Origin of the sequence: Streptacidiphilus sp. EB103A (assembly GCF_041261405.1) — a bacterium.
Taxonomy (GTDB): domain Bacteria; phylum Actinomycetota; class Actinomycetes; order Streptomycetales; family Streptomycetaceae; genus Streptacidiphilus.
In genome coordinates, this window is sequence record NZ_JBGCAQ010000005.1 from 225,460 (window position 1) to 245,347 (window position 19,888).

A 19,888-nucleotide genomic window follows, 5' to 3' on the forward strand; every position below is an offset into this window, starting at 1 on the left:
ATGCTTATCGCCAAGCGCATTCGGACCCGCATCGAGGAAGGCGGCCGTAGGGCACCGCTGCCCCTGCTATCAGGCGTGCACTATCTGCGGTACCGCATCAGTCGGGTGTCCGCCGCACACGAGGACCGGGACAAGGGGGCGCTGAGCATCGAACTGGCGCTGCTGGTCCTTGTGCTGATCGTGGCCGCAGGGTTGGTCGTGGCGGCCATCACCAGGGTGGTCACCTCGGAGTCCGGCAAGATCGTCGCCCCCTGATGCAGCGACGACTGAGGACTGGACCGGCGTTCCGCAAGGACAAGGACGCCGGGACCATGTCCATCAGCCTCGCTCTGGTCTTCCCGCCCGTTCTGCTACTGATCCTGCTCACGGTCCAGGGCGGCCTCTGGTGGTACGACCGCCAGATCGCCCTGACCGCCGCCCGCGAGGGCAGCGAAGCGCAGCGGCTGTTCCAGGCCGACCCGGCGGCGGGGGAGACCCAGGCGAACAGCTTCCTCGACCGGGTGGCGGGCGGGCTGACGGGTCGGCGGGTCAGCGTGACGGCCTCCAACACCACGGTCACCGCCACGGTGAGCGTGCAGGCGCAGTCGTTGCTGCCGTTCCTGCCCGGGATCACCATCACCCAGACGATCACCGCTCCGGTCGAGCGCTTCGTACCGGCCACGGCACAGTGAGGAAAGGAGGGACAGGGGTGGACCCCGACCAGCACCGGGACCAGGGCAGCATCGCGATCGAGGCGGCCATCCTCGTCCCGGCGATCCTGCTGTTCCTCCTGCTGGTCATCGCCGCCGGCCGGGTGGAGACCGCAAAGGGGGTGGTCGACGCGGCGGCGCGGGACGCCGCTCGCAGCGCCTCGCTGGCCCGTACCCAAAACGCCGCCGCGCAGGCCGCCGGAGACTCGGCGGCGGCGACGCTCAACCAGGAAGGGGTCGCCTGCCGAGGCCAGCAGTCGATCCAGGTGGCCTTCGCACCGGCCACGCAGAACCAGGCGGGCTCGGTGCAGGTCACGGTGAGCTGCGTCGTCGGACTGGGGGACCTCACCGTCCCCGGCCTGCCCGGCAGCACGACCATGACCAGCAGTTTCACCTCCGTCATCGACCTCTACCGGGCCTCATGAGCACGCCGACCCCACCTCCCGAAGCGTCCGAACGCGGTGCCCTGTCCATCTTCGTGGCGATCTGTGCGACGGCCCTGCTGATGCTGTCGGGCCTGATCATCGACGGCGGCGGCCGGCTGCGCGCCATCGAGCGCGCCGACGCCGTCGCGGAGGAGGCGGCCAGGGCCGGCGGTCAGCAGATCGACCGGGCCGCGCTGCTGCAGAACAAGGGCATCCGCCTGGATCCGCAGGCGGCCCAGAACGCGGCCAACGCCTACCTGGGCGCCAGCAACGTCACCGGCACCTCGGTGGCGACCGACCAGACCATCACCGTCAGCGTGGCCATGCCTTACCACACCACCATGCTCGGCCTGTTCGGCATCGGCGACATCACCGTCAACGGACACGGCAGCGCCCGCCTCGTCCCCGGGGTCACCAGCCCCGACGCAGTCCCCAGTACCGGTCCATGACCTACCGCCCCCATCGTGGAGTAGCCCTGATGCTCCGTCTCCTGCTGCGAGGCCTCGTCGCTCTCGTCGCCCTCGCCCTGCTGCTCGTCGGCCTGCCCGGGGTCCTCGCTCTCGGCACCCTGGCGGTCACCCGCCAGGGCGATCCGACCCGCTCCGGCATCGTCGACCTGCTGACCCAACCCGACCAGGGCAACCTGTTCCTCTGGGCACTGGTGGTCATCGGCTGGCTGGCCTGGTTGTGCTTCGCCCTGTCGGTCGTGGTCGAGATCCCGGCCCAGCTGCGCGGTCGCAGCGCCCGGCGGATCGTGGCGCTCGGCTGGAGCCAGCGGATGGCGGGCACGCTGGTGGGTGCAGTGCTGGCGCTGCTCCCCACGGCCGGAGCCGCGCTCGCGGCGACCCCCGCCTCGGTCACCACCACGGTGGGTGTGCACGCGCCGGTCGCGGCGACGGCGGATCAGGTCTCGCATGCCATCAGCGGCGCCGCCGCCACCGTGACCGAGACGGCCAAGCCCAAGCCGCCCACCTACACGGTGCGCAACGAGCGCCCGGCCGACAGCCTCTGGAGCATCGCCGAGAGCCACCTCGGCTCGGGGTCACGCTGGCACGAGATCGCCCGGCTCAACCAGGGCCGCACCATGGACGCGGCCGGACGCCGCTTCGACGCGGACCGGCCGATCCAGCCGGGCTGGGTGCTGCTGATGCCGGCCGACGCGGTGTCGGTGGTTTCGGCGCCGCCAACCGCGAAGTCCGGCGCCGGTACCGAGGTCAAGGTCAAGGTCGCGGCCGGGGACTCGCTCTCCGCCATCGCGCAACGCGAACTCGGCAACGCCGACGAGTGGCCGGCACTGTTCGCCGCTAACAAGGGCGTCAGCGCGCCGGACGGCGATCGCCTGGAGAACCCGGACCTCATCGAGCCGGGCATGGTGCTGACGGTCCCCACCCCCACCACGGGAACGACCCCGCCGACCACCACGGCGCCCGTGACGACCCCACCCACCACCACTACCCCGCCGACGAAGACAGCCGCGCCGACCCCGACCCCGACCGCTGCTCCCACTCGTTCCGCCCCCACCTCCACATCCCCAAGTCACACCGCCGCCGCACCCGTCTCCCCGCCCGCCGAACACGGCTCCGGCGTGTCCGAGAGCGAAATCCTCAGCGGAACCGCGGTGCTCGCCGCCGTCCTGGTCGGCGCGGTCGCCCTGCGTCGACGCAACCGTGTCGTACGCCCCGCGCCCCGTCCGGTCGGCCGCTCCACCGCCCGCCCGCGCCCCGGACCCGACCCCGTACCGCTTCCCCCCGCGCTGCTCGCCCCGCTTCCCGGCGTTTCCACCCCGACCCCCGACCCCGACCTCAGCCCCGTCCCGTCCCCCCTCCCCGAACTCGCCGCCGCCGTCCCGATCGCCGGACTCGCGGAGCCCTCCGCCTTCGAGGCCGCGCTGACCGCACGTCAGGACGCATCCGGGCTCGACCTGCTCGACCGCGCCCTGCGCAGCCTCGCCGCCACCGCGGTAAGCGAGGGCCGCCGCCTCCCGGCTCTGCTTGCGGCCCGCATCACCCCGGCACACACCGTCGAGCTCTACCTCTCCGCCCCGGCAGTGCCGCTCGCACCGTTCCAGGCGGCCCACGCATCCACGGTCTGGTGGAGCACCCCGGACGCCGAAGGCCTGCTGCCGCCCGCCGAGGCGGACACCGTCCCCGCGCCCTACCCGGGCCTGGTCAGCTTCGGCACGACGGAGGACGGCAGCGTCGTCCTGGTCGACCTGGAGGCCGTGCGCCTGGTGCACCTCTCGGGGTCGCCGGGAGACATCGCGGACGTGCTGCGCACCCTCGCCCTGGAACTCGCCTTCACCCCGCTCGCCGATGGGGTCAACATCCATATGGTCGGCGTCGCCGACGAACTGGAGGCGGCCGCCGAGGGGCGGCTGCACATGCACGCCACCTTGGAGGACGCGGTGGCGGCGGTGGTCGCCCGGGACCTGGCCGTGCGTCAGTCCCTGGTGGAGGCAGGAGCGGCCACCCCCAGGGAGGCCCGGGGTCGGGGGATCGTCAGCGAGGCATGGGCCCCCGACATCGTGCTCTGCCCGACCGCGCCGAGCGGCAGCATCCCCGAGGCGCTGGGCAGGCTGCTGGACGCCAGCCCCCGCGGCAGCGTCGCCGTGGTCACCGCCGCACCCCCGCCGGGGGCCGGGCCGATGGCCCGCTGGACGCTCCCCGCGCGCGGCCGCGCCGAGCTGCCGGGGCTCGGACTGGGGATCGAACTGCAGCGGCTGACGGACCACCAGTACGCGCAGTGGATCGCGCTGCTCCGGGAGACCGACCCGGACGCGGCCGGCCCGGACCTCAACTCCTGGTTCAGGCCGCAGGAAACGTCCCCGTCCGAGGCGGAGGCAGCGCCCGAGACCCAACCTCAGCCCGCCCCGACCTTCCCCCCGCCCGGTCAGGGCCGCTTCCCCGAACCGGGGTCGGAACTCGCCCCGCCGCTCGACCCCTGGGCCGTCCGCAGCCGCTCCGCCTACCCCAGCGCCGTCCCCGCCGGCTACGACCCCGAGTCCGACGACTCCCCGGAGGCCGTCGAGGCCGCCCATGAGCTGATCCTCCGTCGGCTCCGGGCTGGCGACCACCAGGGCGCCGAGGCGGCCGCGTTCGCCGGGCTCGAACCCGCCCCCGACACCGAACTGCTCCACCGCGACCTGCTCTGCGTCTATGCCGACGCCGGCGCCGTCGAGCAGCTCAACAAGGCCGTGACCCGCCTCGAACGCCTCCCCAAGCGGACCGGACGGCCGCTGGAACCGGAGACCAACGCCCTGATCGCCGAACTTCGGGGCACCGGCTGAGAAGCCTCCTGTCCGCCGACGGTAGGGTGTCGCTTCTGGACGATCGCAGCGGAACTGCGGGGACGGGGTGGCGTGGTGACGGGCGAGACGTTGGCGCCGGGCGATGGTTCTCTTGGTCGGCAGGCTCAGTCCGGGCCGCGCGGCCGGGTGCTGGTGATCGAGGGCGGCGCCGGGCAGAGTTCGCGGCGCTTCCCGCCGCGGGTCGGCCGTCCCGCCCCCGGGCTCTCCACGATCATCGCCGCCATCGCCCCCCAGGTGCTGCTCGCCGCCGACGCCGTGGACACCGTCCATCTGACCGCGGCCACCGACGCCCCTGGCGTCCTCGCGCATCTGCGCGCCTCGGTGCGGCATCCCGGACCGCTGCTGATCCACATCGGCGGACACCTGGTCAGGGACCGCCGCACCGGCGGGGCCGAACTCGACCTCGGCGGCTCCCAGCTGCCCTGGGCGTCGGTCGCCGAGGAGATCCGGTTGCGTCCCGCCGAGGCCGCCACCCTGGTCGTCGCCGACCTCAGTGCGGAGGAGGCGGTGCTGCCCCCGCTGCGGGTGGTGCCCTCGCCGCTGGGCGCGGGGCTGCCGCTGTGGGCGGCGGTCAACCCGGACCCGCAGCAGGTCGGCACCTTCACCAGGGCCCTGATCGAGGCCCTGCACGGCGGACGCCCGGGTGCGAACGGCACACTGACACCGGAGGAACTGCACCAGCAGGTGCACTCGGTGCTGCGTCCCGAGGTACTGCTGGTGGTCACCCACGCGCCCGGCCGGCAGATCTTCCGCAACACGGCCCGCCGCCTCGAAGCCGCCCCGCAGCAGCCGGTCCTGGTACCGCCGCCGTTCGACACCCCGCCGCTCCCCTCGACCGCGCCGACCGCCCACCTGCGCACCCTCGACCTCGACGAGAGCGCCGCTGAAGCTGAAGAGGAAGCCCCCGTCGCCGAGGAGGAGCCCGCTCCGGACGACTACCGGGTGGCCATCAGCGTCATCGTGGCCGCCGCCGACGCGGGTGAGCACACCCGGGCCGTCGCCTTCGCCCAGGAGCTGGAGGACGAGGCAGTCGCCGAGCACGGCCCGCACGCGGAGGTCGCACTGCGGGTACGCCAGGTCCACGCCCATGTCGCCCGCCTGGCCGGACAGCAGGCTGATGCCGCCGAGCTCTACCGCGCGGTCGCGCTCAGCCTGCTGGAGACCCGGGGCTCGGACGATCCCGAGACCACCCAGGCGGCGGCCAACGCCGAGGCCTGCTGGCGCGCCATCGAGGACGACGAGGAGGCCCGCCGGCTGGGCCCGGACCTGCTCGCCCTGCGCCGCGACGTCCCGGACGCCAGCCGTCCGGGCTCCGTCGAACGCCACCTCGCCCGCCTGACCGGCTCGCTCACCAGCAGCTGAGACCTATCGCGTCCACCTCACCAGGGCGAGGGCGCGTAGTCCTTCAGGAACACCCCGAACAGATCCTCGCCCTGCTCCCCGCGCACGATCGGGTCGTACACCCGCGCCGCGCCGTCCACCAGGTCCAGCGGGGCGTGGAAGCCCTCGTCGGCGAGCCGCATCTTGTCCGGGTGCGGACGCTCGTCGGTGATCCAGCCGGTGTCCACGGCGGTCATCAGGATGCCGTCCTGGTCCAGCATCTCCTGGGCGCTGGTGCGGGTCAGCATGTTCAGCGCGGCCTTGGCCATATTGGTGTGCGGGTGGCCCGGGCCCTTGTAGCCGCGGCTGAACTGGCCCTCCATCGCGGACACGTTCACCACGTACTTGCGCCGCGCGGCCGAGCCGGCCATCGCCGGGCGCAGCCTGCTGACCAGGATGAACGGCGCGGTGACATTGCAGAGCTGCACTTCGAGCAGCTCGATCGGGTCGACCTCGTCGATCTTCTGGCTCCAGCTGTTCACCGGGTCCAGGTCCGGGACCAGCCCGCCGGCGTCGATGGCCGTCCCCGCCTCGACCAGCGCGGGCGCGGCCGAGCCGCTGGTCAGCGCGAGCGCCGTGAGCGCCTGGGCGCTCAGCGCGCCGCGCTCGCCGCGGGACTGGCTGGGCAGGGCCGGCTGGCGGCTGAGGTCGAAGCGCCCCAGCACGACCGCCTCCGGCAGCTCCCCGGCGGGCAGCGGCGCGTCCTCGGCGGTGATCAGCTCGGCGTAGGCCTGCGCGGAGCGGCGCACCGTCTGCGCGGCGTTGTTGATCAGGATGTCCAGCGGGCCCTGCTCGGCCACCGAGTCCGCCAGCGCGATCACCTGCGAGGGGTCGCGCAGGTCGATGCCGACGATCCGCAGCCGGTGCAGCCACTCGGCGCTGTCCGGCATGGCCGTGAAGCGGCGGATCGCGTCATTGGGGAAGCGGGTGGTGATGGTGGTGTGGGCGCCGTCGCGCAGCAGCCGCAGCGCGATGTACATGCCGATCTTGGCCCGCCCGCCGGTGAGCAGCGCCCGCTTGCCGCTCAGATCGGTGCGGGCCTCCCGGCGGGCCCGGTTCTCGTGGGCGCAGGGCTGGCACAGCTGGTGGTAGAAGGCGTCGACCTCGACATAGCGGGTCTTGCAGATGTAGCAGGAGCGCGGCCGCTCCAGCACGCCCGCGATGGGACCGCTGGTCCCGCTGGTGAGCTGCAGGCCCTGGGTCTCGTCGTCGATCCTGTCGGCGGCGCCGGTCGCGGTGGCCTCGGTCACGGCCCGGTCGTTGGCCGTCTTGGCGGCCCGGCGCTCCTGCCGGCGGCGGTGCTTGACCGTCCGGTACAGCCCGGCGGTGGCCAGCCGTACGGCGATGGCGTCGGGGTGGTCGATCGGCAGCCGGTCCAGCTCGGCCAGGACCGCGAGGGCCAGCTTCAGCCGCTCCGGCTCGATGCCGGGGACATCCTCGACCGGGACCTCGGTCTCGACCGGGACCTCGGTGAGGGTCGTGCCGCCGTCGGGTCCTGCGCTCATGCCGCTGCTGCCGTTCCGTGGATCGGGGAGGTGGTGAGGTGTGGCGATGCCAACTGCGACACCTTACGCAACGCCGGGCCGCAGACCAAACCCGGATGGCCCACCCACGAGGCAGGCAGCACCGGTCACCCCCAGGGTAGGGGTATGGCGAACAACCAGATGATGACCTTCCAGGTCAACCGACGCATGCTGGCCGCCGGTGCGGTCCTCACCGGCACGGGCGCGATGCTCGCCCTCCTCGGCACCGCGATCGCGGGCACCGCCCTGGTCACGGCCGGCCGCGGCTGGGTCCAGCAGCTCGAGACCCCACCGACCGAGATGGCCACCCGCGCCATGCGCCAGGCCAAGGCGGTCTCCAAGGCCGCCTCCCAGGCCGGCGTCGACGCCTGGCGCGCACAGGCGAGCTGAGCAGGCAAGCCCCCACGCGCTCCTTCCGCCGTTGGCTGACATTCTCTGCTGACGGCAGAAGGCTCTTTCGGTTGTCCGTCCGCCCGGCTGACACTCGCTCACATGAAGCTACTTGTGATCGGTGGATCGGTGTTCCTCGGACGGGCGTTCGTGCAGGAGGCGCTGTCGCGCGGCTGGGAGGTGACGACCTTCAACCGCGGGCAGTCCGGCACGGACGAGCCCGGTGTCACCGCGGTCCAGGGCGACCGCGAGCAGAGCGCCGACCTGGAGCGGCTGGCCGCCGCAGGCCCGTGGGACGCGGTCGTGGACGTCTGCGGCTACGTCCCCCGCGTGGTCGGCGCCTCCGTCGCGGCCCTGGCCAAGTCGGCCGACACCTACCTGATGATCTCCACGATCAACGCCTACCCGGAATTCCCCGAGAAGGCTGTCGACGAGAGCTCCCTCCGCCACGAGTGCGAGCCCGACGCGGGCCCCGACGACGGCGACTACGGCAAGCTCAAGGTCGGCTGCGAACGCGCGGTCACCGAGGGCTTCCCCGGCCGCACCCTGGTGATCGAGCCCGGCCTGATCCTCGGCCCCGGCGACCGCGCCCGCCGCCTGGCGGTCTGGCTGCGCCGCGCCGCCCAGGGCGGCCGGATGATCGCCCCGGGTAGCCCCGACCGCGAGATGCAGCTCATCGACGCCCGCGACATCGCCATCTTCGGCCTGGACCGGATCGAGGACGGCAGCAGCGGCACCTACCTCACCAGCGGCACCCCGGCCAACACCACCTGGGGCGAGTACCTGGGCACCTGTGTGGAGGCCACCGGCGGCAAGGCTGAGCTGGTCTGGCTGGACGACGCCTTCCTTGAGGAGCACAACGTCGAGCCCTGGACCGAGCTCCCGCTCTGGGCCCCGGCGAACGAGGAGTTCGCCGCCGTCTGGTCGCCCTCCTCGGCCAAGGCCATCGCCGCCGGCCTGCACTGCCGCCCGGTCCCGGACTCCATCCGGGACACAGCTGCCGGGCTCTTCGCCCCCGGCGGCATGGACGACGCCTTCGACGTCCACCACAGCCAGAGGGACGACCGCCTGATGACCCCGGACCGCGAACGGCAACTCCTCGCGGCCTGGGACGCCCGCGCCTGAGCCACCGCCTCAGCGGGCCCCGCCGTTGACGTACAGGGTCTGGCCGCTGACGTAGGACGAATCCTCGGACACCAGGAAGGCGACCACCGAGGCGACATCCTCCGGGCGGCCCACCCGGCGCAGCGGGGTGCGCTCGGCGGCGAGCTCCTGGTGCTGCTCGGGAGTCGCGCCGACCCGCTCGGCGGTGGCGGCGGTCATGCCGGTGGCGATGTAGCCGGGGGCGACGGCGTTGACGTTGATGTTGAAGGGGCCCAGCTCGATGGCCAGGGTCGCGGTCAGGCCCTGGATGCCGGCCTTGGCAGCGGCGTAGTTGGCCTGGCCACGGTTGCCCAGGGCGGAGCGCGAACTCAGCGAGACGATCTTGCCGTACCTCTGCTTGCACATGTACCGCTGGGCGATCTGCGAGCAGTTGTAGGCGCTGGTGAGATTGACCGTGATGACGGCGTCCCAGTCGTCCTTCGGCATCTTGAAGAACAGGTTGTCGCGGGTGATCCCGGCGTTGTTGACCAGGATGTGGATCCCGCCCAGATCGGCGGCGACCTGGGCGAACACCGCCTCCACAGCGTTGATGTCGGCCACGTCGCAGCCGTACCCCCGCGCTGTCCCGCCCTTGGCGGTGATCGCCTCCACTGTCGCCGCGGCCCGCTCAACGGAGAGGTCGACGACAGCCACCGCCGCCCCCTCCGACGCCAACCGCAGAGCGGTAGCCGCCCCAATACCCTGCGCCGCCCCGGTAACCACGGCGACCTGCCCGGTAAAACGAGTCATGATCCACTCCAGAGAACGTTGCACCTACCCAGGGGCGCGGGGCTGTGCTTGATTCAAAGCGTGCGCGCCCAGCCACCCACAACCCGAGTCCTAGTCCCGATCAACAAGCACCGCAGACCCCTGCCCGACCCCCACGCACATCGTCGCCAGCCCCCGCCCCGCCCCCGTCCGCGCCATCCGGTGCAGCAGCGTCGTCAGGATCCGTGCCCCCGAACCGCCCAGCGGATGCCCCAGCGCGATCGCCCCGCCCTGCGGGTTGACCACCTCCGGGTCGATACCCAACTCGTTCACGCAGGCCAGCGCCTGCGCCGCGAACGCCTCGTTGAACTCGGCCGTGTCGAACCCGCCGATGTCCCGTCCGGTCCGTGCCAGCACCCGCCGCACCGCGGGGACCGGCCCGATGCCCATGATGTCCGGGTTCACCCCGGCACTCGCCCCGGCGACATAGCGTCCCAGCGGCTCCAGGCCCAGCTCGCCCAGCGCTTCCTCGCTGACCAGCAGCAGCCCGGCCGCGCCGTCGTTCATCGGCGAGGCGTTGCCGGCCGTGACGGTGCCGTTCTTACGGAACACCGGCTTGAGCGAGGCCAGCTTCTCCAGCGTCGTGTCGGCGCGGATCGACTCGTCCTCGCTCACCACCGTGCCGTCGGCCAGTGTCACCGGCACGATCTCCGCGTCGAACAGGCCGTTCTTCCTTGCCGCCGCCGCCTTCAGATGGCTGCTCAGGGCGAAGGCGTCCTGCTGCTCGCGGCTGACGCCGTAGCGCGCGGCGACCTCCTCGGCGGTCTCGCCCATCGACAGCACGCCGTGCAGCTCACGCATCTTCGGGTTGACCATCCGCCACCCGAGCTTGGTGTCGAAGATCTCGGCGCTGTGCGGCAGCGCGACCTCGGCCCGCGGCAGGACGAAGGGGGCGCGGCTCATCGACTCCGAGCCGCCCGCCAGCACGATGTCCGCCTCGCCCGAGCCGATCGCTCGCGCCGCCGTGGTGACGGCCTCCAGCCCGGAGGCGCAGAGCCGGTTGAGGGTCGCCCCCGGCACCGAGTCGGGCAGTCCGGCCAGCAGCACGGCCATCCGCGCGACATTGCGGTTGTCCTCGCCGGACTGGTTGGCCGCGCCCCAGTAGACGTCGTCGATCCTGGCCGGGTCCAGCCCGGGCACGCTGTCCAGCACGGCGCGTACCGCGACGGCGGCCAGATCGTCGGGACGGACGGTGGACAGCGCGCCGCGCAGCCGGCCGATGGGGGTACGGCGTGCTGCGGCGAAGTAGACGGGGCGCATGGTGGGGCTCCTTGCGGCAGTTGGGAGGGTCAGAACGCGTTGATGCCGGTCAGCTCCCGGCCGATGAGCAGCTTCTGGATCTGGCTGGTGCCCTCGTACAGGGTCATCACCCGGGCGTCGCGGACGTACTTGCCGACCGGGTACTCGTCGACGAAGCCGTAGCCGCCGAAGACCTGGAGCGCGGTGTTGGCGGCCTTCACGGCGGCCTCGGAGGCGTAGAGCTTGGCGATGGACCCCTCGGCGCGGAACGGCAGCCCGCGCTCGATGAGGTCGGCGACCCGCCAGGTGAGCAGCCGGGCGGCGTCCAGTTCGACCTTGATGTCGGCCAGCATCTCCTGCACCAGCTGGTGCGCGGCGATCGGCTTGCCGAACTGCTCGCGCTGGGTGGAGTAGGCGACGGCCGCGTCCAGCGAGGCCTGGATGATGCCGACGCAGCCCGCCGCCACCGACATCCGGCCCTTGGCGAGGGCCGCCATGGCGACCTGGAAGCCCTTGCCCTCCTCGCCCAGCATCGCGCTGTGCGGGACCCGGACGTCCTCGAAGGCCAGCTCGGCGGTGGGCTGGCCGCGCAGGCCGAGCTTGCCGTGGATGGTGGTGCGGGTCAGCCCGGGGGTGTCGGTGGGGACCAGGAAGGCGCTGACGCCCCGGTGCCCGGCCTGCTCGGGGTCGTCGCCGCCGGTGCGGGCGAAGACCAGGGCGACCTCGGCCCAGGTGCCGTTGGTGATGAACATCTTGGCGCCGTTGAGGACCCAGTGGTCGCCGTCGCCGCTGTCGTCGCCGTCGCCATCGCCCTCGCGCACGGCCCGGGTGGAGAGGTTGCCGGCGTCGGACCCGGTGCCGGGCTCGGTGAGGGCGAAGCAGCCCAGCGCCTCGCCGGCGCACAGCCGGGGCAGCCACCGGTGCTTCTGCTCGTCGGTGCCGTAGGCATTGATCGACTTGGTGACCAGGCCCAGCGACACCGACATCAGCCCGCGCACGGAGGAGTCGCCGCGGCCGAGTTCCTCGGTGACCAGGACGTAGGAGAGGTAGTCGCCGCCGGAGCCGCCGTACTCCTCCGGGATGGTGAGCCCGAGGAAGCCGAGCGCTCCGAGCTTCTTCACGATGCCCCGGTCCACCTGCTCGGCGCGGTCCCAGGCGGTGGCGTGCGGGATGATCTCGCGGTTGACGAAGTCGGCCGCGAGCTCGCGGACGGCGGCCTGCTCCTCGTTGAGCTCAAGGTTCACGGTGGTCCTCAGGCGACGGGTGGGACTTGGTTGGTGCTGCGCCGGGTTCTGGCAATAAACTAGCGCTGCAAGTTTTTGGACTCTAACCCGACCGTACACCTGTTGGAAAGTGCCCGGACCGCAGCTGTGGGCAGCTGTCCCTGGATCGGCCCATGAACCGGCCAACGAATCGGAGGTGCGCCGTGGCCCGCCCGCGGAACCCACTGCTGAGCCGCGACCGCATCGTCGCGGCCGCACTGGACCTGGTCGACTCGGAGGGTCTGGCCGCGCTCTCCACCCGCCGCCTGGCCGCCGTGCTCGGCGTCAGCGGACCGTCGCTCTACAACCACTTCGCCACCAAGGACGCGCTGCTCGACGCGGTGGTGGACGAGGTGTTGGGGGAGGTCGATCTGTCGATGTGGGTCCAGATCGACAAGGAGACCTGGGCCGACGCCCTGGCCCGCTGGGCCCACAGCTACCGGGCCGCGCTGGTCGCCCACCCCAACCTCGTCCCGGTCCTGGCCCAGGGTCCCGGCCGGCGGGCCAACGCGCTGCGGCTGGCCGACGCGGTCTTCGGCGGGCTGGTCGACGCGGGCTGGCCGCGCGGGGACGCCACCCGGATCGGCGCCCTGATGCGCTATCTGGTCTTCGGCTCCGCGCTCGGCTCCTTCGCCGGCGGCTTCGTGGACGACCGGCAGATCTACGCCGCCGACTACCCCCACCTCGACCAGGCCCACCTGCTGGCCGAGCACCGGCGCAGCATCGACGAGGGCGCCTTCGAGACCGGGATCAGCGCGCTGATCGAAGGACTGACGCTGCAGTACGGACGTAACGCCGCCGGCGCTGGCGCGTAGTTTGCCGACTCGGCAACAGAGTTTGTCCTTCGCGACCGGCTGGGCGGACCATCTGAACGAAGGCCGCCCGACACCACCAGCCCTGGAGGACACACCCATGACCGACGATGTGACGAGCGAATCGGACGCCGCCTTCTGGGACGCCCGCTACCGGGAGAGCCACCGGATCTGGAGCGGAAACCCCAACGCGGCCTTGGTGCGCGAGACCGCCGGACTGGCCCCGGGACGGGCACTGGACCTGGGCAGCGGCGAAGGGGGCGACGCCATCTGGCTCGCCCAGCAGGGCTGGGAGGTCACCGCCACCGACATCTCCCAGGTCGCCCTCGACCGCGCGGCCGAGCAGGCGGCGGCGGCCGGAGTCGCGGACCGGATCGACTGGCAGTGGCACGACCTCGGGGCGTCCTTTCCCGCAGGGAGCTTCGACCTCGTCTCCGCGCAGTTCCTGCACTCCCGCGGCGACACCATGCCCCGCGAGCGGATCCTCCGCGCCGCTGCCGCCGCAGTCGCCCCCGGCGGAGTCCTGCTGATCGTCGGCCACTCGGGCACCCCCCACTGGGAGCACAACCACCACCCCGAGATGCAACTCCCCAACCCCGACGAGGTCCTCGCCGCCCTGGACCTCCCCGCCGGCCAGTGGGAGACCCTGGTCAGCGAGGACTACGAGGCCACCCGCCCTGCCCCGGACGGCATCACGATCACCCACACCGACAACACCCTGAAGCTCCGCCGCCGGTCGGCCGCGGCGGGCTGACGGGTGGTGGAGGCGCCACCATAGGCAGGCGCCGTGGCCCGCTCCGGGCCCGCCGGGCGACCGAGCCCCCGTCCCGACGCCGTCTGTGACGTGCGCGATTGCTCCCGCTGACCCGCCGTCGCCTCCGTGGGGCACGCCGGTCGGTCCCGGGCTGGGGTGGCTCGCTGTCGCTCGCGGCCAACTGCGCGGAGGGGAGGGGGTGGTGGGGCGTGCGTTGCCGGGTGGCGCGCCGGTGCCGGGTTTGCAGAAACGTTCCTGCTGTGTGTCTTCGGCTGGACCGGGGTCACTTTTCGTACATCGGGTCACTTTTGGTACACGAATATCTGGATGAATCAGGCATAACGGCATGATCAAGTGACACCTTGTCCCGAAAGTGACCCCGGTTTGCCCGAGGCATCCGATTTTGGGGTCACTCGACCTACTTTGGGGTCACTCGTCCGACGAATTGTGACCGCTATGTCCGATATGACGTCGAAAGAGTGACCCAAAGTAGGTCGAGTGACCCCAAAACGGTGAACTCGCCCCGCCCCCGCCCCCGCCCCCAGCCCCGCGCCCCGCCGCACGCTCCGCGCCAGAGCGCCCCCGCCCCCGGCCCTTGTCGCGCGGCGGAGCCGCTTCCTTCCGGGCGGAGCCCGGGAAACGGCGGCCAACTCGCCCCACTGCACGCTGCCGTTGCAAGCGTGGAGCGTCACCCCCGCCCACCGCCAAACGCTCCGCGCCAGAGCGTCCCGCCCCCGGCCTTGTTGCGCGGCGAAGCCGCATCTTTTCGGGCGGAGCCCGGGAGACGGCGGGCAACTCGCCCCGCCGCACGCTGCCGTTGCAAGCGTGGGGCGCCACCCCCGCCCACCGCGAAACGCTCCGCGCCAGAGCCGGCCCCGTCCCCGCCCCCGGCCGGGTGGTGGTGCGCGGGTGCTCTCTGTCCCGGGGCGCACGGATCCGAGGCGCCTCGGTGGCGCGGGTCAGCGGTAGTGGCGGGTGAGTTCGTTGGCGTAGTGGCGGCCTAGGGTGGGGCCCTCGTGGCGGAGCCAGTCGCTCAGGGCGGTGGTGCCGGTGGCGGGGCCGTCGGTGTCGGCCAGGCCGTCGGCCATCGCGCGGTACTCGTCGGCGGTGAGGAGGCGGTCGCGGAGGAACAGGCCGAGCGCTGAGGCGACGGGCGGGACGAGAGCACCGGGGACATGGACGAGGCGGGCGCGGCTGCCGACGGCTTCGGCGATGGTGCGGACCAGCTCGTCGAAGGTCGGGCGTTCCGGTCCGACGGCGTCCAGGACCGCGCTGCCGGTCCGGGTCCCTTCCGTGACGCATAGTCGGGCCAGGTCGTCCACGTGGATGCCGCGAATGCGGTAGCTGCCGTCCCCGCCGACGGCGAACACCGGGATGCGGCGCAGCAGCCAGGCGATGTTGTTCAGCAGGACGCCGGAGCCGCCGAAGAGGATGGCCGGCCGCAGGATCGTGTGCGGCACGCCGGTGCCGACGAGAGCCGCCTCGGTGCGTGCCTTCTCGCGGAAGTAGCTGTACGGCGAGTCCATGCCGGGGTGGGTGATCGACAGGTGGACGACGCGCTGCACTCCGGCGTCGGCGGCGGCCTGGAAGAGGACCTGGGAGCGGGCCGTGGCCGCCGCATGGTCGAGGCTTCCGCGTGGGAAGCGGATCCAGTAGGTGTTGTAGAGGGTCTCCACGCCGCGCAGGGCTTCGGTGAGCCGGGGGCGGTCGTCGAAGTCGAGCGGGTGGACCTCGATGTCGGTGTGGGACGGCGCCCGTTCGGGGTGGGCGGTCAGCGTGCGCACGCGGCGGCCGGATTCGCGCAACTGCGCGGCGATGGCCGCGCCGGAGTAGCCGAAGGCTCCGGTGACCACATCGAGGGGTGGAGAATGCGAGGTGTCGGAACCGCTCACCATGTCTCCTCGTTCAGGGCCGTTCCCAGCGCTCCTGGATCCGTATGTTCTTGACGGTACGTCAGTCGGGGCCCAGGTCCACGCATACCGCGCCGCCGGCCTGGCGGAGGACCGAGCGCTGGGCGGGGGAGGGGGCGCCGGCTGCGGCGGTGACGATGAAGTCGATCTCGTCCGGGCCGGCGAAGACGCTGAGGGCGGTACGGCCGCACTGGGCGGCGGTGGCGAGTACGCAGGTGTGGGCGGCGGCCTGGACCAGGGCGCGCCGGGTGTCGCTGTCGGCGAGTGAGTCGGTGCTGGCGCCGTTCGGGCCGTCGAGGCCCGCGCAGTCCAGGAAGGCCAGTTCGAGCCGCATGCTGCGCAGGACCAGGGCGGACACCGGACCGTGCAGCAGGTCGTTGTCCGGGGTGCGGTAGCCGCCGGTGAGGATCACCGTGGGACGGGCCCGTCCACGTCCGGAGCGGGTCAGGATCGTGGCTGTGGTCAGGGAGTTGGTGACGACGGTCAGGCCGGGCAGCTCGCGCAGGTGAGCGGCGAGCTTGTGGACGACGGCCCCGCCCGACAGGCCGATGGTCATGTCCGGGCGGGCCTGCCCGGCCGCCGCCGCGGCGATGGCCTCCTGTTCGGCCTGGGGCCGGGTGGTGGCCGTTCCGCGCGGGGTGGCCGTGCGTGGGGCGGGGGTCGCCGCGCGGCGGAGCGGCACCGGGTGCCCCTGCCGGGCCAGCACGCCCAGGTCCCGTCGGACCGTGGCCTCCGAGACGCCGAGCCGCAGGGCCAGCGCGGCGATGTCCACCTCCCCCCTGGCACGGAGCTCGTCCAGGATCGCTCCCTGACGTTGCCTGGGCAGCACCTTCCGCCCCCCGTCGCATTCGGTAACGGCATTGGTGGTGGTGTCACCGGGAACGGCGGTGACCGGAACGGCGGTGACCGAAGTGGTGCCGACAGGGGCTGCGGCAACCGCGGTCAACCCTTGCTCGAACCGAGCGAGAGGCCCGCGATGAACTGTTTCTGCAGCAGGATGTACACCACCAGGGTGGGCACGGCCGCGATCATGGCTGCCGCCGCGATCAGGTTCTGGTTGCTGACGAACTGGCCCTGGAGGTTGGCCAGGGCCGAGGTGACCGGGCGTTTGTCACCGGACGACATCAGGGTGATGGCCCAGAAGAAGTCGTTGTAGATCCAGGTCGTCAGCAGGGTGGCCAGGGCCGCCAGCGCCGGACGGCACAGCGGTACCGTCAGCCGCCAGAAGCGGGTCCACAGGCCGGCCCCGTCGACCAGGGCCGCCTCGTACATCTCCTCCGGGATCGACTTCATGTAGTTGCTCAGCACGAAGACGCAGAAGCCCAGCTGGAAGGCGACGTTGACGGCGACCAGGCCGGTGATCGAGTTGTACATCAGGCCGCTGCCGCTGAGGAAGGACGGCAGCGGGATGAGCAGGTACAGCCGGTACAGCGGGGTGATGATGACCTGCTGCGGCAGCAGGTTGCCGGCCGTGAACACGATCAGCAGGGCCACGTTGACCTTGACGTCGACCCGGGTCAGCACGAAGGCCACGCCCGAGGCCAGGGCCAGCACGATGACCACGGCCGGGACCGTGATCAGCACCGAGTTCCAGAAGAAGTGCGGCATCCCGGAGGTGCTCCAGGCGTCGCTGAAGTTCTTCAGGGTCAGCGAGTGCGGCAGCGAGACATAGCCGTACTTGGTGGTCTCCGAGTACGGGCGCAGCGCGATGTAGAGCGCGAACAGGATCGGCAGCAGCCACAGCACCGAGGCGCTGATCAGGAAGAGCTGCGAGGCGATCTGCCCCCAGGCCCGGGGTTTGCGGGGACGTCCGCTGTCGGCGGGCAGTGCGGCCTGAACCCGTGGAAGGCTCCCGGAAAGACTGGAGTCGGTGGTCATGACGGCCCCTCACGGCTCTCACGGCGGAACGTCTGGAACAGGAAGATACAGATCGGCACCAGGGAGATCACCAGCAGCACCACGCCCAGGGCGGAGCCGAAGCCGACCCGCTGGGTCTCGCCGACGATGTTGGAGGTGACCAGTACCGAGAGCAGTTCCAGGCCGTTGATGCCCTTGTTGGTGATGTAGACCAGGTCGAAGGCGCGCAGCGACTCGATGACGGTGACCACCATGATGACCACGTTGATCGGCCGCATCACCGGGAAGACCACTCGCCAGAACGTCTGCCAGGCGTTGGCGCCGTCGACGACGGCGGCCTCGCGCAGGGTCGGGTCGACGGCCTTGAGACCGGCCAGGTAGAGCACCATCACATAGCCGGCCTGCCGCCAGGTGGCCTCCACCAGCACGGCCCACAGGTTGAGGTGCGGATTGCCGAGCCAGTCGATGGCGTTGCTGTTGCCGTTGCGTCCGATGACGGTGTTGATCAGACCCAGGTTCTGCGAGTACATGAACTCCCAGATGATCCCGATCAGCGCCAGCGACAGCATCACCGGCAGGAACAGGATGCTCTGGTACATCCGGCTGCCCTTGATGCCGCGGTCGATGAGCACCGCGAACAGCATCCCCAGCGGGGTGGCGAACAGGACGAAGACGGCCAGCCAGATCAGGTTGTGCCGGACCGCGGGCCAGAACTCCGGGTAGATGGTGACGGCCTGGTGGTAGTTCTGGATGCCGTACAGGCAGCCGTTGTTGAGGATGGACGGGACGTTGGGCAGGCAGGTCTTGGTGTGCAGGCCCCCGACGCCGTTCCACTTGGTGAACGACAGGAACACGGTGGCCAGCGCCGGGAACCAGACGAACGCCAGGTCGAGCAGCAGCGGGATGCCGAGCAGCAGTGCCACCACGACGCGGTCGCGGCCGGAGAGCCTGCGCAGGCCCCGGCGGCGGCGCGCCTTTGCGGGCGCCGCCGCCGGGACCTGCGTGTCGGTCGCAGAGCTCATGAGGTGTAGATCGTCTTCGCCTGGGCCTCAGCGCTCTTCTGCAGCGTGGCGATGTTGCCGGTGCTGGGGTCGTCGATGAACTTCTGGATGATGGCGATCATCGCGGTGGCCATCGCCGGGTCGGAGTCGCGGTCCATGAACTGGGCGACCGCCTTGCACTTGCCGATCTCGACGACCGACTTCTTCTGAATGGCGTCGTAGGTCGGCGCGGACAGGCCCTGGGCCAGGCCGACGTCCCACTGGTCGGTCTTGAGGAAGTCGGCCTCGGCGGCGCCGGTGCCGATGTACTCCAGGATCGCCTTGGCCGCGTCCACGTTCTTGGCCTTCTTGCTGATCATGAAGCCGTCGGTGGGGGCGTCCATGTAGTCCTGGGCGTAGCTCGGGTTGATCTCCGGGTAGACGAAGAAGTCCAGGTCGGCGAGGTTCGCCTTGTCGGTGACGTACTGCTGGGCGACCTGGTTGGTGCCCTGGTAGAGCATGCCGGCCTGCTTGGCCTCCAGAGTCTTCGCCGCGTCCTGCCAGATCCGGCCGTTGGCCCCGGTCTGCATGTAGGGCATCAGCTCGGCCCAGTGCTGGAACACCTGGGTCACCCCCGGGTCGGTCCAGGGGATCTCGTGCTTCATCAGCTTGATGTGGTAGTCGTAGCCGTTGATGCGCATGTTGAGGATGTCGAAGGTCCCCAGCGCCGGCCAGCCGTCCTTGTCGGCGAAGGCGAACGGGATGATCCCGTCGGACTTCATCTTCTTGGCGAGCGCGATGAGCTGGTCCCAGGTGGTCGGGACGGTGTAGCCCTTGGCCGCGAACACGCTCTTGTTGTAGAAGACCACCCACGGGTAGTTGTAGATCGGCACCATGTACTGGTGTCCGTCCAGGCCGGTGGAGAGTGTCTTGGCCGCGGCGTTGAAGTTGCCGCCGATCTTCGCCCAGACGTCGTCGATCGGCAGGGCCAGGCCCTGCGCGGCGAAGTACTGCATGCGGTAGCCGGCGAACCAGGTGAACAGGTCGTCCGGGGTGCCCTGCAGGTAGGCGGTGATGTCCTGCTGGAAGGTGTTGTGGTCGACCGTGTTGATCTTGATCTGGGACCCGGTCGCCGCCGTCGCCGCCGTACACAGCGAGGCGAAGGCGGCCTTGACGCCGGGGTCCGAGTAGTTGGACCCGAAGCTCACGGTCCCGCCGGCGGTCCCCGAGGATCCGGTCGAACTTCCGCTGCTCGGCGTCCCGGAGCCCGAACCCGAGGAGCTGCAGGCAGAGAGCAGCCCGCCCGCGACGGATATCCCGGCGGCGCCGGCCAGTCCCCTGAGCAGGGTTCGGCGGCTTGGTGACATCCCTGCGTCCGACATGGTGCCTCCATGAGTGGTGGGAGTGCAGTGCTGGATGACATGCGGAGAGGCGAAAAGGCACACAAAC

At 71.4% G+C, this 19,888-nt stretch carries 19 protein-coding genes; 10 read left to right on the forward strand and 9 right to left on the reverse strand.

The annotated features are described in order from the left end of the window. The 6 genes from ABH941_RS10200 (at window position 1) to ABH941_RS10225 (ending at window position 5,783) form a co-directional block, all read left to right on the forward strand. The gene (locus ABH941_RS10200) at window positions 1–255 is read left to right on the forward strand and encodes a hypothetical protein (RefSeq protein WP_370128383.1); all 255 of its coding nucleotides are present in this window, start codon (window positions 1–3) and stop codon (window positions 253–255) included. Between the two features lie 56 nt (window positions 256–311). Then, window positions 312–671: a TadE family protein gene (locus ABH941_RS10205; RefSeq protein WP_370128384.1), complete on the forward strand. Its 360-nt coding sequence runs from the start codon at window positions 312–314 to the stop codon at window positions 669–671. Between the two features lie 17 nt (window positions 672–688). Next, a complete protein-coding gene (locus tag ABH941_RS10210) occupies window positions 689–1,114 on the forward strand; it encodes a TadE/TadG family type IV pilus assembly protein (RefSeq protein WP_370128385.1) in 426 nt (141 codons plus the stop codon). Further along, entirely contained in the window at window positions 1,111–1,563 is a 453-nt protein-coding gene (locus ABH941_RS10215; protein WP_370128386.1) for a TadE/TadG family type IV pilus assembly protein, read from the forward strand. Before ABH941_RS10210 ends, ABH941_RS10215 begins: the two co-directional genes overlap by 4 nt. Window positions 1,564–1,592: 29 nt before the next feature. Next, the gene (locus tag ABH941_RS10220) at window positions 1,593–4,400 is read left to right on the forward strand and encodes a LysM peptidoglycan-binding domain-containing protein (protein WP_370128387.1); all 2,808 of its coding nucleotides are present in this window, start codon (window positions 1,593–1,595) and stop codon (window positions 4,398–4,400) included. Window positions 4,401–4,475: 75 nt separating this feature from the next. Continuing rightward, window positions 4,476–5,783, forward strand: coding sequence for a hypothetical protein (locus ABH941_RS10225; protein WP_370128388.1), 1,308 nt, complete (start codon window positions 4,476–4,478; stop codon window positions 5,781–5,783). Window positions 5,784–5,800: 17 nt separating this feature from the next. On the opposite strand, the gene ABH941_RS10230 is transcribed toward ABH941_RS10225, so the two are convergent. Then, a complete protein-coding gene (locus ABH941_RS10230; protein ID WP_370128390.1) occupies window positions 5,801–7,306 on the reverse strand; it encodes an SDR family NAD(P)-dependent oxidoreductase in 1,506 nt (501 codons plus the stop codon). 144 nt (window positions 7,307–7,450) lie between these two features. Between ABH941_RS10230 and ABH941_RS10235 the strand changes: the two genes are divergently transcribed. Beyond that, window positions 7,451–7,714: a hypothetical protein gene (locus tag ABH941_RS10235; RefSeq protein WP_370128391.1), complete on the forward strand. Its 264-nt coding sequence runs from the start codon at window positions 7,451–7,453 to the stop codon at window positions 7,712–7,714. Window positions 7,715–7,816: 102 nt separating this feature from the next. Next, the gene (locus tag ABH941_RS10240; RefSeq protein WP_370128392.1) at window positions 7,817–8,839 is read left to right on the forward strand and encodes an NAD-dependent epimerase/dehydratase family protein; all 1,023 of its coding nucleotides are present in this window, start codon (window positions 7,817–7,819) and stop codon (window positions 8,837–8,839) included. A 9-nt stretch (window positions 8,840–8,848) separates the two neighbouring features. On the opposite strand, the gene fabG is transcribed toward ABH941_RS10240, so the two are convergent. The 3 genes from fabG to ABH941_RS10255 form a co-directional block, all read right to left on the reverse strand. Then, a complete protein-coding gene (fabG, locus tag ABH941_RS10245) occupies window positions 8,849–9,607 on the reverse strand; it encodes a 3-oxoacyl-ACP reductase FabG (RefSeq protein WP_370128393.1) in 759 nt (252 codons plus the stop codon). 90 nt (window positions 9,608–9,697) lie between these two features. Next, entirely contained in the window at window positions 9,698–10,885 is a 1,188-nt protein-coding gene (locus ABH941_RS10250) for an acetyl-CoA C-acyltransferase (protein ID WP_370128394.1), read from the reverse strand. Between the two features lie 29 nt (window positions 10,886–10,914). Continuing rightward, window positions 10,915–12,108, reverse strand: a complete 1,194-nt coding sequence (locus ABH941_RS10255) for an acyl-CoA dehydrogenase family protein (protein WP_370128396.1) — start codon at window positions 12,106–12,108, stop codon at window positions 10,915–10,917. A 182-nt stretch (window positions 12,109–12,290) separates the two neighbouring features. On the opposite strand from ABH941_RS10255, the gene ABH941_RS10260 reads away from it, so the two are divergent. Both ABH941_RS10260 and ABH941_RS10265 read left to right on the forward strand, forming a co-directional pair. Beyond that, window positions 12,291–12,941, forward strand: a complete 651-nt coding sequence (locus ABH941_RS10260; protein ID WP_370128397.1) for a TetR/AcrR family transcriptional regulator — start codon at window positions 12,291–12,293, stop codon at window positions 12,939–12,941. A gap of 97 nt (window positions 12,942–13,038) precedes the next feature. Further along, entirely contained in the window at window positions 13,039–13,692 is a 654-nt protein-coding gene (locus ABH941_RS10265) for a class I SAM-dependent methyltransferase (protein WP_370128398.1), read from the forward strand. A 959-nt stretch (window positions 13,693–14,651) separates the two neighbouring features. Here the strand turns inward: ABH941_RS10265 and ABH941_RS10270 are convergent. The 5 genes from ABH941_RS10270 to ABH941_RS10290 all read right to left on the reverse strand — a co-directional run bounded on the left by ABH941_RS10270 (window position 14,652) and on the right by ABH941_RS10290 (window position 19,821). Continuing rightward, window positions 14,652–15,584 (reverse strand): SDR family oxidoreductase, encoded by a 933-nt coding sequence (locus ABH941_RS10270; RefSeq protein ID WP_370128399.1) that lies wholly within the window; start codon window positions 15,582–15,584, stop codon window positions 14,652–14,654. Between the two features lie 61 nt (window positions 15,585–15,645). Beyond that, window positions 15,646–16,548 carry a DeoR/GlpR family DNA-binding transcription regulator gene (locus tag ABH941_RS10275; RefSeq protein WP_370128400.1) on the reverse strand — a complete coding sequence of 301 codons (903 nt, stop codon included), beginning with the start codon at window positions 16,546–16,548 and terminating at the stop codon, window positions 15,646–15,648. After that, complete coding sequence (locus tag ABH941_RS10280) at window positions 16,545–17,480, reverse strand: carbohydrate ABC transporter permease (protein ID WP_370128401.1); 936 nt, start codon at window positions 17,478–17,480, stop codon at window positions 16,545–16,547. The genes ABH941_RS10275 and ABH941_RS10280 overlap by 4 nt, the downstream gene beginning before the upstream one ends. Beyond that, window positions 17,477–18,481 (reverse strand): carbohydrate ABC transporter permease, encoded by a 1,005-nt coding sequence (locus ABH941_RS10285; RefSeq protein WP_133996263.1) that lies wholly within the window; start codon window positions 18,479–18,481, stop codon window positions 17,477–17,479. The genes ABH941_RS10280 and ABH941_RS10285 overlap by 4 nt, the downstream gene beginning before the upstream one ends. Then, on the reverse strand, window positions 18,478–19,821 hold the full coding sequence (locus ABH941_RS10290; RefSeq protein WP_370128403.1) for an extracellular solute-binding protein: 1,344 nt from the start codon (window positions 19,819–19,821) through the stop codon (window positions 18,478–18,480). The genes ABH941_RS10285 and ABH941_RS10290 overlap by 4 nt, the downstream gene beginning before the upstream one ends. Window positions 19,822–19,888: the final 67 nt, after the last annotated feature.